Below are 13,448 nucleotides of genomic sequence, written 5' to 3'. Positions count from 1 at the left end.
CTGGTTACTCCGTTGCGAGCAGGCGCCGCATCACGCCGGCAAAGCGGGTGCGCACCGAATCGCGGGCGAGATGCCGCCCCTCGGCCACCACCCTCCTGCCACCGACGACGACATCGCGCAAAGGCATCGCGTTGGCGGCGAAGATCGCACTATCGACAGCCTCGGCGCCGCCCCTGCCGACAAGGGTCGGGTGATCGGTGTCGAGCGTGATGAAATCGGCACGGTGGCCCGGCGCAATCGCGCCGATGGCGCGGCCGCAGGCGCGCGCGCCGCCGGCACAGGCGCCCTGCCAGAGCGCGAGACCGGTCGAGGCCGTCTCCTCCGCGAAAAGCGCGCGGCGGCGATCGCGCAGGCGCTGCGAATACTCGAGCTGGCGCAGCTCGGAGCCGGCATCGATCTGGATGTTGGAATCGCTGCCGACGCCATAGGCGCCACCGGCCTGCGCATAGCGGATACCGTCGAAGATGCCGTCGCCGAGGCTGGATTCGGTGATCGGGCAGAGGCCTGCAACGGCGCCGCTGCGGGCGACGCCGTCACGCTCGGCATCGCTCAGATGCGTCGCATGGATCAGGCACCAGCGCTTGTCGAGCGGGATCGTGTCCATCAGCAGTTCGACCGGGCGCCTGCCGGTGATCTTCAGGCTGGCCTCGACCTCGGGAACCTGCTCGGCGACATGGATATGCACGCGGTCGTTCGGGCGCAGCGACGACACCCAGCCGAGATCGTCGAGCGCGACCGCGCGCAGCGAATGCGGGGCGACGCCGAGTCGCGCATCCGGCAGATCGCGGATCGCGACGGCGCTGCCTTCCAGCAGGCGCTGATAGGCGTCGCGCTCGTTGACGAAGCGGCGCTGGCCATGAACCGAGGATGCCTGCCCGAAATTGCCGAAGCGATAGAGCACCGGCAGCAGCGTGAGGCCGAGCCCGGTTTCCTGTGCGGCGGAGGCGATCGCCTGCCCCATCGTCGCGATATTCGCGTAGGCGCGCCCGTCCTTGTCGTGGTGGAGATAGTGGAACTCGGCGAGCGCGGTGAAGCCGCCCTCCAGCATCTCGACGAAGGCCTGCGCGGCGATCACCTGCACATCGTCGGGATCGAGCCGGTCGAGGAAGCGGTACATCACCTCGCGCCAGGTCCAGAAGGAATCCTCCGGCGCGCCGCGACGCTCGGAGAGGCCGGCCATGCCGCGCTGGAAGGCGTGGCTGTGCAGGTTCGGCATGCCCGGCAGAGCGATGCCGGCGAAGCTGCGCGCATCGCCGGCCGGCTTCACCCCCGCCTCGACCGAGACGATCGCGCCATCAGTGACGATCAGCTTCACATCGCTGGCAAAACCTTCGGGCAGAAGGGCCTCGGCCAGATGCAGGGTCTCGGTCACCGTTTCGCTCCGTCGCTCATTGGCGCTTAATTGCATATGCAATTAGCACTTGCCAATTGCATATGCAATTAGATAGCATAGCCTCAACTCAAAGAGTAGCGGGAGGACGCACGGTGGCGAAAGCGCCTGGTGAAACGATTGTCTGCGACAAGCTCTGGACGAATGCGCGGCTGGCGACGATGTCGCCGACGGTCGACGCGCCCTATGGAGCGATCGAGGACGGTGTCATCGCCGCCCGCGACGGGCGCATCGTCTTTGTCGGGCCGCGCAGCGAAGCGCCCACCTTCCAGGCCGCCGAGACCATCGACTGCGAGGGCCGCTGGATCACGCCCGGCCTGATCGATTGCCACACCCATCTCGTCTATGGCGGCGACCGGGCGTATGAGTTCGAATTGCGCCTGCAGGGCGCGACCTATGAGGAGATCGCGCGCGCCGGCGGCGGCATCCTCTCCACCGTCAAGGCGACGCGCGAGGCGAGCGAGGACACGCTCTTCGCCTCGGCCGACCGGCGCCTCGCCGCACTGATGGCCGAGGGCGTCACCACCGTCGAGATCAAATCCGGCTACGGGCTGGAGCAGCAGGCGGAACTCAAGCAACTCCGCGTCGCGCGCCGCATCAGCCGTGAGCGGCCCGTCACCGTCCGCACCACCTTCCTCGGAGCGCATGCCGTGCCGCCCGAATACAAGGGCCGCTCGGGCGACTATGCCGCTCTCGTCGCCGGGCCGCTGCTCGATGCCGTCGCGACTGAGGGTCTGGCCGACGCGGTCGATGTCTTCTGCGAGGGCATCGCCTTCTCGCCGGACGAGACCAAGGCCGTGTTCGAGGCCGCCAAGGCCAAGGGCCTGGCGATCAAGGTCCATGCCGAGCAGCTTTCGAACCTGCATGGCGCGAAGCTCGCGGCCGAGATGGGTGCGCTCTCGGCCGACCATCTCGAATATCTCGACGAGGACGGCGTCATCGCCATGGCCAAGGCCGGGACCGTCGCGGTCGTGCTGCCCGGCGCCTTCTATTTCCTGCGCGAAACGCAGAAGCCGCCGATCGAATTGATGCGCAAGCATGGCGCGGCGATCGCGCTCGCGACCGACGCCAATCCCGGTTCCTCGCCGCTGACCTCGCCTTTGCTGGTGCTCAACATGGCCTGCACGCTCTTCCGGATGACGCCGGAAGAGGCGCTGGCCGGCCTCACCCGCCATGCCGCGACCGCGCTCGGCCTCCAGGACGACGTCGGCACGATCGAGCCCGGCAAGCGCTGCGATCTCGCGATCTGGGAGATCGAGCGCCCGGCCGAACTCGCCTACCGCATCGGCTTCAATCCCCTTCACACCCGCATCTGGAACGGACAATGACCACGGTTTCGCTGAACCCGGGCGCAGCCCATCTCACCGACTGGCGCGCGATCCTCGACGGCGCCGTCGCCTCGCTCGGCGGCGAGAGCGCCAGGAACATCGCTTCCGGCCAGAAGATCGTCGAGGAGATCGTCGCCGCCGGGACCGTGACCTATGGCGTCAATACCGGCTTCGGCAAGCTCGCCAGCGTGCGCATCGCCGATGCCGATCTCGCCAAGCTCCAGAGCAACCTGATCCTCTCGCATGCGGTCGGCACCGGCCCTGCCCTGCCTGACGGCGTGGTCCGCCTGCTGCTGGCGATGAAGGCGGCGAGCCTGGCGCGGGGCGCCTCCGGCGTCCGTCCGGTGGTGATCGAGGCCCTGACCAACGCGCTCAAGGCCGATGCCCTGCCGGTCATTCCCGCCAAGGGCTCGGTCGGCGCCTCCGGCGACCTCGCGCCGCTCGCCCATATGACCGCAGCCCTGATGGGCTACGGCGAGATCCGCCTGAAGGGCGAGACGCTGCCGGCTGCTGAAGCCTTGAAGCGCGCGAACCTCACCACGCTCGCACTCGGCGCCAAGGAAGGCCTCGCGCTGATCAACGGCACGCAGGTCTCGACCACGCTGGCGCTGACCGGGCTTGCCGCCATCGCCCGCGTCTTCGACGCCGCGCTTGTCGCCGGCGCGCTTTCGGTCGATGCGCTCAAGGGTTCCGACACCCCGTTTGATCCGCGCATCCAGACGCTGCGCGGCCAGCCCGGCCAGATCAAGGTCGCGAAAATCCTGCTCGACCTGATCGCCGGCAGCGCCATCCGCGAGAGCCATCGCCATGGCGACAGCAAGGTGCAGGACCCCTATTCGCTGCGCTGCCAGCCGCAGGTGATGGGTGCGGTTCATGGGTTGCTGGCGAATGTCGCCGCGACGCTCTCGATCGAGGCCAATGCCGTCACCGACAATCCGCTGGTGCTCGGTCCCGGCGAGATCGTCTCGGGCGGCAATTTCCACGCCGAGCCGGTCGCCTTCGCCGCCGACATCCTGGCGATGGCCGTCTGCGAGATCGGCAATCTTTCCGAGCGCCGCATGGCGCTGCTGGTCGACCCCGTGATGAGCGGCCTGCCGCCCTTCCTCGCCCGCGATGCCGGCCTGAACTCGGGCTTCATGATCGCGCAGGTCACGGCCGCCGCTCTCGCCTCCGAGAACAAGCAGAAGGCTTATCCGGCTTCGGTCGACACCATCCCGACCTCGGCCAACCAGGAAGACCATGTCTCGATGGCGACGCATGGCGCCTTCCGCCTGCTCGACATGGCGAAGAATGCCGCCAGCGTCATCGGCGTCGAATTGATGGCGGCGGCGGAGGCGATCGAGCATCACCGGCCGCTCAAGACCAGCGCGCGGCTGGAGCCGGTGCTCGCCCTGCTGCGCAGCAAGATCGCGCCGCTGACCGAGGACCGCTACCTCGCCCCCGATCTCGCGGCCGCGACCGAGTTCGTGCTCTCCGGCGCTGTCGGCAAGGCGGCGGGCCTCGACAGCTTCGCCGAGTGCAGCGCATGAGCGCCGAAATCGTCACCGTCACGCGGGGTTCGTCCCCGCTCATCCTCTCGATGCCGCATCCGGGCACCGGGTTTCCCGAGGAAGTCGCGGCGCAGCTCAACGAGCGCGGCCGGCAGGTCGAAGACACCGACTGGCATATGCGCCAGCTCTACGATTTCGCCGCGCTCTTCGAGCCGACCATCGTCGAGGCCCATCTGTCGCGCTATGTCGTCGACCTCAATCGCGACCCGTCGGGCGCCTCGCTCTATCCGGGGCAGGAGACGACCGACCTCGTGCCGACGACCACCTTCGACGGCGAGCCGATCTGGCACGCGCCGCCTGACGCGGCGGAGATCGCGCGGCGGGTCGAGCGCTATTTTCGACCCTATCACGACGCCCTCGAAACCGAGATCGCGCGCGTGAAAGCCGAGCACGGTTACTGCCTGTTCTGGGACTGTCACTCGATCGCCTCGGAGATGCCGCGGTTGTTCCCCGGCACGCTGCCGACGCTCAACCTCGGGACCAATTCGGGGGCGAGCTGCGCGCCAGCAGTCGAGGCCGCCGCCGTGACGGCCATGGCTGGCAGCGCCTTCACGCAGGTGGTGAACGGCCGCTTCAAGGGCGGCTGGATCACGCGCCATTACGGGCGGCCGAGCGAGCATGTCCATGCGATCCAGATGGAGATCGTCTTTTCGGCCTATCTGGCCGAGGAGGCACCGCCCTGGACCTTCGACGCGGCCAAGGCCGCCATCCTCCAGCCTGCCCTCGCCGCCATCATTTCCGCCGCGCTCGACGCGGCAGCCAAGCTCGAACGGAGCCGCTCATGACCCGCCTGGACAATACCCGCGTCATCCGCCCCGCCACCGGCACCGAGCTCAGCGCCAAGAGCTGGCTGACGGAAGCGCCGCTGCGCATGCTGATGAACAACCTGCATCCGGATGTCGCCGAGAATCCGCAGGAGCTCGTAGTCTATGGCGGCATCGGCCGCGCCGCCCGCTCCTGGGAGGATTTCGACCGCATTGTCGCGAGCCTGCGCCAGCTCGAGGCCGACGAGACGCTGCTCGTGCAGTCCGGCAAGCCGGTCGGCGTGTTCCGCACCCACAAGGATGCGCCGCGCGTCCTGATCGCAAACTCGAATCTCGTTCCGCACTGGGCCAACTGGGACCATTTCAACGAGCTCGATAAGAAAGGGCTCGCGATGTACGGCCAGATGACGGCCGGCTCCTGGATCTATATCGGCACGCAAGGGATCGTGCAGGGCACCTACGAGACCTTCGTCGAGGCCGGCCGCCAGCACTATGGCGGCAACCTCAAGGGCAAGTGGGTTCTGACCGGCGGCCTCGGCGGCATGGGCGGCGCGCAGCCGCTCGCCGCGGTGATGGCCGGCGCGTCCTGCCTCGCCGTCGAGTGCAATCCCGACTCGATCGATTTCCGCCTGCGCACCCACTATCTCGACGAGAAGGCCTCGAGCCTCGACGAAGCGCTGGAGATGATCGCCCGCTGGACCAAGAACGGCGAGGCGAAGTCGGTCGGCCTGCTCGGCAACTGCGCCGAGATCCTGCCCGAGATGGTCCGCCGCGGCATCCGCCCCGACATGGTCACCGACCAGACCTCCGCGCATGACCCGATCAACGGCTACCTGCCGAAGGGCTGGACCATGGGCCAGTGGAAGCAGGCGCGCGAGGCCAATCCGAAATCCGTCGAGAAAGCCGCCCGCGCCTCGATGCGCGAGCATGTCGAGGCGATGATCGCCTTCCAGGACATGGGCATTCCGACCTTCGACTACGGCAACAACATCCGCCAGGTCGCCAAGGAAGAGGGCCTCGAGAACGCCTTCGCCTTCCCGGGCTTCGTGCCGGCCTATATCCGCCCGCTGTTCTGCCGCGGCATCGGTCCGTTCCGCTGGGCGGCGCTGTCGGGCGATCCGGAGGATATCTACAAGACCGACGCCAAGGTGAAGGAGCTGCTGCCGGACAACAAGCACCTGCATAACTGGCTCGACATGGCGCGCGAGCGCATCGCGTTCCAGGGCGTGCCGGCGCGCATCTGCTGGGTCGGCCTCGGCGATCGCCACCGCCTCGGCCTCGCCTTCAACGAGATGGTCAGGAACGGCGAACTCAAGGCGCCGGTGGTGATCGGCCGCGACCATCTCGATTCCGGCTCGGTCGCCTCGCCGAACCGCGAGACGGAAGCGATGAAGGACGGCTCGGACGCGGTCTCCGACTGGCCGCTGCTCAACGCCCTGCTCAACACCGCCAGCGGCGCGACCTGGGTCTCGCTGCATCATGGCGGCGGCGTCGGCATGGGCTTCTCGCAGCATGCGGGCGTCGTGATCTGCGCCGACGGCACGGATGATGCGGCCGCCCGCCTGTCGCGCGTGCTCTGGAACGACCCGGCCACCGGCGTGATGCGCCATGCCGATGCCGGCTACGAGATCGCGCTGGACTGCGCCCGCGAGAAGCAGCTGAACCTGCCGGGTATCCTCGGCTGAGTGAGCCATATTGTCATTCCGGGGCGCCCGAAGGGCGAACCCGGAAACCACGACTGGGTGTGACGCCTTGACCGGGCTGGCCTCGCCCGGTCGTGGGTTCCGGGTTCTCCGCTACGCGGAGCCCCGGAATGACAAAGGCTGCCGCCTGAATTCGAAGGACCGTTCCATGCACATCATCCGCGCCGCCGATTGCAAGGTCATGCCGTGGAAGAACGGCGGCGGCACCACGACCGAGATCGCAGTGGCGCCGGAAAGCGCTTCGCTCGGCGATTTCGACTGGCGCATCTCGATGGCCCATGTGGGCGCTGACGGGCCGTTCTCGTCCTTCCCCGGCATCGACCGGACCTTGTCGGTGCTCACCGGAAACGGCATCCGGCTGGCCTTCGGCGATGGCGAGACGGTTTCGCTCGACCGCGCGACCGCGCCGTTCTTCTTCGCCGCCGATCGGGCGGTGGATGGCGTGCTGATCGATAGAGCGATCGACGATCTCAACGTGATGAGCCGGCGCGGGGCGTGGAGCCACAGCGTCGAACGTCTCAGCGGCGGATCGCATGAAGTCGCGGCTGAACGTGGATTGCTGGTTCTGGTCGCCCGCCATGGTGACTGGCAGGTCAATGGAGCGGCGCTGGCTGCCGGAGACAGCGCCGTGCTCGAAGCTCCCATCACCGCAAGACTCGCCGCCGAAAACGGCAGCGAGTTGTTCGTGATCCGGCTGCAGCCGGCCTGAGCCGCCGTCATTCTCGGGCTTGACCCGAGAATCTCATGACGAGAAGACACTGGTTTCCGAGATGCTCGGGACAAGCCCGAGCATGACGCTCCTCCCTCGCCTCAAGCAGCCTGCCGCGGCTGCGGGCCGACATAGACCGATTGCGGGCGGATCAGGCGGCCGCCGGCGATCTGCTCCTTGGCATGGGCGAGCCAGCCCGTCGTCCGCCCGAGCGCGAAGACGCAGGTGAAGGAATCCGGCGTGAAGCCGAGCGCCTCCAGCAGCAGCGCCGTGTAGAACTCGACATTGGTTTCCAGCGTGCGGTTGGGCTTGCGCTCGCGCAGAATGGCGAGCGCCGCCTGCTCGACCGCCTCGGCCAGTGCAAGGCGCCCGCTATCGGCGCCGAGCCGGCGGATCGCGCCCTTCAGCGCATCGGCGCGCGGATCGCGCACGCGATAGATGCGGTGGCCGAAGCCCATCAGTCGGTCGCCGCGATCGAGCGCCGTTTCCAGCCAGGCGCGGGCATTGGCGGGCGCGCCGATCGCATCGAGCATCTCGATCACCGGGCCGGGCGCGCCGCCGTGGAGCGGCCCCTTCAGCGCACTGACGCCGGCGAGCACGGCCGAGACCAGCCCGGCGCGGGTCGAGGCGACCACGCGCGACGCGAAGGTCGAGGCGTTGAGACCGTGGTCGGCGACCGTGACGAGATAGGTGTCGAGCGCGGCGGCCTGCTGCTTGGTCGGCGCCTTGCCAGTCAGCATGCGCAGCGTGTCGGCCGCCTGCGACAGCGACGGATCGGGCGCGATTGGCGCGAGGCCCTGACGCAGGCGCAACGAAGCGGCGGTGAAGACGGCCGGCGCCGCCAGAAGCCGCAGGACCGTGCCGGCATCCTCGCCATCGGGCACGAGCGCCGTCATCGCCCGGATCATCTCGACAGGGCCGAGCGTCACCGGAACAACGGCCTTCTTCACCACCGTTTCGAACAGCTCCTGCCGGGCCGCGCCCAGCGCCGCCGGCAGATCCTTCATGGCCGGCAGGTCCGGCACAAAGCCGTCGAGCATCAGCGCGGCCATCTCCTCGAAGGAGGTATGGCCGGCGAGCTCATCGAGGCTGTGGCCGCGCATCACCAGCCGGCCCGCCGCCCCATCGACTTCCGAGAGCACGGTATGGGCGGCAACGACATCTTCAAGGCCATCGGACATGGCGGGTTCTCCTCAACATCTGAGGCTTGAAGATTGATAGCTTCATCAGTAGAATCAATCTTGAACAATATAATCAATCTATTTTCCCATGACCGACTGGCTGACGGCGCAACAGGTGATGCAGCGGCTCGGGCTGAAGCCGCAGACGCTCTACGCCTATGTCAGCCGCGGGCTGATCGAGGCGCGCGGCGATGCCGGCGATTCGCGCCGGCGGCTCTACCGGGCTGAGGACGTGGCGCGGCTGGAGCATCGCAAGGCGCGGGGGCGGAAACCCGCCGCCATCGCCGAGGATGCGATCGCCTTCGGCGAGCCGATCCTGGCCTCAGGGATAGCCACGATCCAGCGCGGCAAGCTCTGGTATCGCGGGCAGGATGCGGAGGCGCTCGCCGAGGCGGCGAAGCTGGAGGATGTCGCGCGGCTGCTCTGGGATTGCGGTTCTCAGCGCTTTCCGCCGCTGTTCACGATCGTGCCGGAGGCGCCGGCGCGGCAGCGCATGTTCGCGGTGATCGCGGCGCGCGCCGCCGGCGACCCCGCCATGGCCGGGCGTACCAAGAAGGCGCTTTATCTCGAAGCCGCCTCCGTCATCGACTCGCTCGTCGACGCCATCGCCGGGCGGCCGGGACAGGGGCCGATCCATCACCGGCTGGCGCTGGCCTGGGGCTGCGACGCTGATGGCGCCGACCTGATCCGTCGTGCACTGGTGCTGCTCGCCGACCATGAGCTCAACGCCTCGACCTTCGCGGTCCGGGTCGCGGCTTCGACACGCGCCTCGCTTGCCGCCTGCATCCTGGCCGGGCTCGCGACGCTGTCCGGGCCGCTGCATGGCGGGATGACGCCGCGCGTGCTCGGGCTGATGCGCGAGATCGCGAGCGAGGGCGTGGAGATGGCGGTCTCGGCCCGGCTCGCGACGGGCATGCCCCTGCCCGGCTTCGGCCATCCGCTCTATCCGGATGGCGATGCAAGGGCTCGCGCGCTGCTGACCGCGTTCAAGCTGCCGCCGGCCTATGAGGAGACGCGCCGGGCCGTCACGGCGCTGACCGGCGAGGAGCCGAATATCGATTTCGTGCTGACGGCGATCGCGAGCGAACTTGGCCTCGGGCCGGATGTGCCGTTCCAATTGTTCGCCGCCGCGCGCTGCGCCGGCTGGATCGCCCATGCGCTGGAGCAGGGCGAGACCGGACGCCTGATCCGGCCTCGCGCCCGCTATGTCGGGCCGGAGCCGGCTTAAGCCGGCTCGAACGACCGTTGTCATTCCGGGGCTTCGCGTAAGCGAAGAACCCGGAACCCACGACCGGGCGAGCCACTCGCAGCCGAACACCTGATGTTCCGCCCAGTCGTGGGTTCCGGGTTCGCGCCTGTGGCGCGCCCCGGAATGACAAATGTGGAGCTTGTCTAAGCCGCCTTCCGCCCAAGCTCGCCCTCACGCTTCTCGATATAGCCACGCGTGATCGGCAGGCCGTCGAGCTTCTTGGCGAGCTGGAACTGAAACACGACGAGATCGTCATGCCGGAAGCTCGCCTCGCAGGCGGCGAGGTAGAACTCCCACATCCGGGCGAAGCGCTCGTCATACATCGCCACCGCCTCGTCGCGGCGGGCGAGGAAGTTCTCGCGCCAGACCTTCAATGTCTCGGCATAGTGCAGGCGCAGCACCTCGACATCGGTGATGACGAGCCCCTCCTGCTCGACCGCCGCCGCCACCTCCGACATGGCGGGGATATAGCCGCCGGGGAAGATGTATTTGGCGATGAAAGGATTGGTCGCGCCCGGCGGCGTCGAGCGGCCGATGGTGTGGACCAGCGCCACGCCGTCATCGCTGAGCAATTCCCGGATCTTGCGGAAATAGTCGCGGTAATAGCCGACGCCGACATGCTCGAACATGCCGACCGAAACGATGCGGTCGAAAGGTTCGGCGAGATGGCGATAGTCCTGCAGGCGGAACTCGACCGGCAGGCCCGATTCCGCGCCGCGCCGCTGCGCAATGGCGAGCTGTTCCTCGGAGAGCGTGATGCCGGTGACCGAGGCGCCCGTGTCGCCGGCGATGGACAAAGCCATGCCGCCCCAGCCGCAGCCGATATCGAGCACGCGCTGGCCCGACTTGAGATCGAGCTTGCCCATGATGTGGCGCTTCTTGGCCAACTGCGCCTCGGCCAGCGTCATATCGGGCCGCGCGAAATAGGCGCAGGAATACTGCATGTCCGAATCGAGGAAGAGCCGGAAGAAATCGCTCTTCAGATCGTAGTGATGCGCCACGTTGCGCCGGGCCAGCGCCGGCGTGTTGTGCTGGTGGAAGCGGCGCACTGCGGTGCGCAGGCCTTCCAGCACCTTGCCCCAGCCCCTGGGGCGGGCGCGATGCACGGCGGCGACCAGCGCATCGAGCAGGTCGTAGAGCGAGCCCTGCTCGACCACGACGCGGCCGTCCATGACGGCCTCGCCCAGAGCGAGCTCGGGATTGAGCGCGAGTTTCAGTTCCGTCGGGGAATCGACGATGCGCATGCGCAAGCGCGGCGCAGCGCCCTGCCCGATCGACTGCAAAGTACCATCGGGAAATACGACATCGATACGTGGCTCGATCGCGAGCCGAGACAACATTCTGGCAATCAGCGAGTGCATTGGCCCCACCTTCGGCAGCGCCCCTTTCCCTGAAGATGGCAATTCGGCGTGCGGCCGTAACGGCCCTTACGCGCAACACAGCCCCACGCCTGCGGCATGACAACGCAGGCGAGGCCGTTCGGTTCCGCTACGGAAGCATGGCGGCGGCGGGCTAATGATCCGCAGCGATGACCTCGGCGCGGATCTCCTCGACCAGCCGCTCCTTCAAGGCGACGAATTCCGGCGTCGTCTTGATGGTATAGGGCCGCGGATGGGGCAGATCGACCGCGATATCGGCCTTGATCCGCCCGGGACGCGCGCTCATCACCACAACGCGCGAGCCGACGAAGATCGCCTCCTCGATGTCGTGGGTGACGAAGAGCACCGTCTTCTGCTCGCGCTCCCAGATGCCGAGCAGCATCTCCTGCATCAGGGCGCGCGTCTGGTTGTCGAGCGCGCCGAAGGGCTCGTCCAGCAGCAGGATCTTCGGATCGTTGGCCAGCGCGCGGGCGATTGCCGTGCGCTGCTGCATGCCGCCGGAGAGCTGCTTCGGGAAATGGTCAACGAACTGGCCCAGCCCGACGCGCGCCGCCCAGTCGCGGGCGACCTTCATGCGCTCCGCTTCCGGTACGCCCTTCTCGCGCAGGCCGAAGGCGATGTTCTGCTGCACGGTGAGCCAGGGGAAGAGCGTGTAGCTCTGGAAGACGAAACCGCGATCGGCACCCGGGCCGGCGACGGGGGCACCGTCGAGCAGGATGCGACCCTCGCTCGCCGTTTCCAGCCCGCCGATGATGCGCAGCAAGGTCGACTTGCCGCAGCCGGAGGGGCCGAGAATGGTGATGAAGTCGTTGTCGGCGACGCTGAGCGAAGTCGGCATCAGCGCTCGCGTCGGCTCAGCCCCGCGCTGTGCCGGAAAGACCTTGCCGACATTCTCGATGACAAGCTTGCTCATGCGCGCGCCCATGGGAACAGGCGCTGGTTGATCGCCTTGAACAGGAAATCCGAGATCAGGCCGATCAGGCCGATCACGATGATGCCGAAGATGATCTGCCCGGTGTTCAGCAAGGCCTGGCTGTCGGTGATCATGTGGCCGATGCCGGAAGAGGAACCGATCAGCTCGGCGACGATGACATAGGTCCAGGCCCAGCCGAGCACGAGGCGAAAGATCTCGGCGATCTCGGGCGCGGCATTGGGCAGCATGACGCGGCGCACCACCGAACGGTCGGTCGCGCCCAGCGTATAGGCGGCATCGACAAGATCGCGCCGGATCGAGCCGACCGAGACCGCGATCATCAGGATGAGCTGGAAGACCGAGCCGATGAAGATGACGAGCAGCTTCTGGGTCTCGCCGATGCCAGCCCAGAGGATCAGCAGCGGGATGAAGGCCGAGGCCGGCAGGTAGCGGGCGAAGGAGACGAAGGGTTCGAGGAAAGCCTCGATCGGCTTGTAGGCGCCCATCAGGATGCCGAGCGGCAGGGCGACGATGACGGCGAGGACGAAGCCGCCGAGGACGCGCCAGATCGTCATCATGATGTCGAAGCCGAAGCCGTATCGCACCATCAGGTTATAGCCCTCGCCGACCATGGTCAGCGGATCGGCGAGGAACAGGCGCTGGACATAGCCGCCGAAGGTCGCGACCGACCAGAGCGCGACGAAAAGCGCGAAGAAGGCCAGGCCGTAGCCGATGCGGGCCGAGGCCGAGACGGGTTGCAGGGGTCTCATCGCGATAGGGTTCCGGTCACGGCCATGGCCAGTTGCTTCCAGGGTTCGAGCGACCAGAAGCCGGCTGCGGCGCCTGAAGTCGAGGGGAGGACGTAAATGTCGGCATCGGCCAGTCTGTGCGCCTGCGGCCCGTAGACGAGCCGGCCCTCCCTGATCCCGAGGGCGGCCTGGGCCGCACGCTTGCCGTTGAAGGCGAGGATGCGGGGCCGGTTCGCAACGATCCGCGCGGTGAAGCCCGTCACGTCGAAATGGCTGCCGCGCAGCGCGGAATCCGGACCCGAGCTGCGCTTGGCGACATCGGTCAAACCGATGCCGTAGTGCGGCAGGGTCGCGAATTCCTCCGGCTGGAGCCTCACCGGGACAAGCCCGATCTGGTGAAGCACCGGCCAGAACTTGTTGCCCGGCCCGGCATAATAGGCGCCGCGCCTGGCCGAGACGGCGCCGGCCTGCGTGCCGCAGAAGACGACATGCAGGCCGGGTTCCAGAACATCCGGGAGGATATCGCCGGTCAT

12 protein-coding genes are annotated in these 13,448 nt (G+C 67.7%); 6 read left to right on the top strand and 6 right to left on the bottom strand.

The annotated features are described in order from the left end of the window. Window positions 1-4 precede the first annotated feature (4 nt). Window positions 5-1,372 (bottom strand): formimidoylglutamate deiminase, encoded by a 1,368-nt coding sequence (locus ACWIEX_RS04150; RefSeq protein ID WP_454031860.1) that lies wholly within the window; start codon window positions 1,370-1,372, stop codon window positions 5-7. A gap of 179 nt (window positions 1,373-1,551) precedes the next feature. Here ACWIEX_RS04150 and hutI point away from each other — a divergent pair, with 179 nt between their 5' ends. The 5 genes from hutI (at window position 1,552) to ACWIEX_RS04125 (ending at window position 7,444) form a co-directional block, all read left to right on the top strand. Further along, window positions 1,552-2,718 (top strand): imidazolonepropionase, encoded by a 1,167-nt coding sequence (hutI, locus tag ACWIEX_RS04145; protein WP_454033458.1) that lies wholly within the window; start codon window positions 1,552-1,554, stop codon window positions 2,716-2,718. Next, window positions 2,715-4,247, top strand: a complete 1,533-nt coding sequence (hutH, locus tag ACWIEX_RS04140; RefSeq protein WP_454031859.1) for a histidine ammonia-lyase — start codon at window positions 2,715-2,717, stop codon at window positions 4,245-4,247. Before hutI ends, hutH begins: the two co-directional genes overlap by 4 nt. After that, window positions 4,244-5,053 (top strand): N-formylglutamate deformylase, encoded by an 810-nt coding sequence (hutG, locus tag ACWIEX_RS04135; protein WP_454031858.1) that lies wholly within the window; start codon window positions 4,244-4,246, stop codon window positions 5,051-5,053. The genes hutH and hutG overlap by 4 nt, the downstream gene beginning before the upstream one ends. Beyond that, a complete protein-coding gene (hutU, locus tag ACWIEX_RS04130) occupies window positions 5,050-6,717 on the top strand; it encodes a urocanate hydratase (RefSeq protein WP_454031857.1) in 1,668 nt (555 codons plus the stop codon). The genes hutG and hutU overlap by 4 nt, the downstream gene beginning before the upstream one ends. 67 nt (window positions 6,718-6,784) lie before the next feature. Beyond that, on the top strand, window positions 6,785-7,444 hold the full coding sequence (locus ACWIEX_RS04125) for a HutD/Ves family protein (RefSeq protein WP_454031856.1): 660 nt from the start codon (window positions 6,785-6,787) through the stop codon (window positions 7,442-7,444). A gap of 101 nt (window positions 7,445-7,545) precedes the next feature. Here ACWIEX_RS04125 and ACWIEX_RS04120 read toward each other — a convergent pair whose 3' ends face one another. Beyond that, window positions 7,546-8,625 (bottom strand): citrate synthase/methylcitrate synthase, encoded by a 1,080-nt coding sequence (locus ACWIEX_RS04120; protein WP_454031855.1) that lies wholly within the window; start codon window positions 8,623-8,625, stop codon window positions 7,546-7,548. 88 nt (window positions 8,626-8,713) lie between these two features. Here ACWIEX_RS04120 and ACWIEX_RS04115 point away from each other — a divergent pair, with 88 nt between their 5' ends. Beyond that, window positions 8,714-9,853: a citrate synthase family protein gene (locus ACWIEX_RS04115; RefSeq protein WP_454031854.1), complete on the top strand. Its 1,140-nt coding sequence runs from the start codon at window positions 8,714-8,716 to the stop codon at window positions 9,851-9,853. A 164-nt stretch (window positions 9,854-10,017) separates the two neighbouring features. Here ACWIEX_RS04115 and ACWIEX_RS04110 read toward each other — a convergent pair whose 3' ends face one another. The 4 genes from ACWIEX_RS04110 to ACWIEX_RS04095 all read right to left on the bottom strand — a co-directional run bounded on the left by ACWIEX_RS04110 (window position 10,018) and on the right by ACWIEX_RS04095 (window position 13,448). After that, window positions 10,018-11,214 carry a class I SAM-dependent methyltransferase gene (locus ACWIEX_RS04110; protein ID WP_454031853.1) on the bottom strand — a complete coding sequence of 399 codons (1,197 nt, stop codon included), beginning with the start codon at window positions 11,212-11,214 and terminating at the stop codon, window positions 10,018-10,020. Window positions 11,215-11,386: 172 nt separating this feature from the next. Continuing rightward, window positions 11,387-12,166 carry an ABC transporter ATP-binding protein gene (locus ACWIEX_RS04105; RefSeq protein ID WP_454031852.1) on the bottom strand — a complete coding sequence of 260 codons (780 nt, stop codon included), beginning with the start codon at window positions 12,164-12,166 and terminating at the stop codon, window positions 11,387-11,389. Beyond that, entirely contained in the window at window positions 12,163-12,936 is a 774-nt protein-coding gene (locus tag ACWIEX_RS04100) for an ABC transporter permease (RefSeq protein ID WP_454031851.1), read from the bottom strand. Before ACWIEX_RS04100 ends, ACWIEX_RS04105 begins: the two co-directional genes overlap by 4 nt. After that, window positions 12,933-13,448: a mismatch-specific DNA-glycosylase gene (locus ACWIEX_RS04095; RefSeq protein ID WP_454031850.1), complete on the bottom strand. Its 516-nt coding sequence runs from the start codon at window positions 13,446-13,448 to the stop codon at window positions 12,933-12,935. Before ACWIEX_RS04095 ends, ACWIEX_RS04100 begins: the two co-directional genes overlap by 4 nt.

The organism is Allobosea sp. NPDC055353, assembly GCF_053644975.1.
This window is presented reverse-complemented; position numbering and strand designations above follow the sequence as displayed.

Excerpts from the sequence above, each read along its gene's own strand:
- hutU (WP_454031857.1), top strand. The coding sequence starts at position 5,050 with ATGACCCGCCTGGACAATACCCGCGTCATCCGCCCCGCCACCGGCACC.
- hutI (WP_454033458.1), top strand. The coding sequence starts at position 1,552 with ATGTCGCCGACGGTCGACGCGCCCTATGGAGCGATCGAGGACGGTGTC.
- ACWIEX_RS04100 (WP_454031851.1), bottom strand. The coding sequence starts at position 12,936 with ATGAGACCCCTGCAACCCGTCTCGGCCTCGGCCCGCATCGGCTACGGC.
- hutG (WP_454031858.1), top strand. The coding sequence starts at position 4,244 with ATGAGCGCCGAAATCGTCACCGTCACGCGGGGTTCGTCCCCGCTCATC.
- ACWIEX_RS04120 (WP_454031855.1), bottom strand. The coding sequence starts at position 8,625 with ATGTCCGATGGCCTTGAAGATGTCGTTGCCGCCCATACCGTGCTCTCG.
- ACWIEX_RS04105 (WP_454031852.1), bottom strand. The coding sequence starts at position 12,166 with ATGAGCAAGCTTGTCATCGAGAATGTCGGCAAGGTCTTTCCGGCACAG.
- ACWIEX_RS04095 (WP_454031850.1), bottom strand. The coding sequence starts at position 13,448 with ATGACCGGCGATATCCTCCCGGATGTTCTGGAACCCGGCCTGCATGTC.
- ACWIEX_RS04110 (WP_454031853.1), bottom strand. The coding sequence starts at position 11,214 with ATGTTGTCTCGGCTCGCGATCGAGCCACGTATCGATGTCGTATTTCCC.
- ACWIEX_RS04115 (WP_454031854.1), top strand. The coding sequence starts at position 8,714 with ATGACCGACTGGCTGACGGCGCAACAGGTGATGCAGCGGCTCGGGCTG.
- hutH (WP_454031859.1), top strand. The coding sequence starts at position 2,715 with ATGACCACGGTTTCGCTGAACCCGGGCGCAGCCCATCTCACCGACTGG.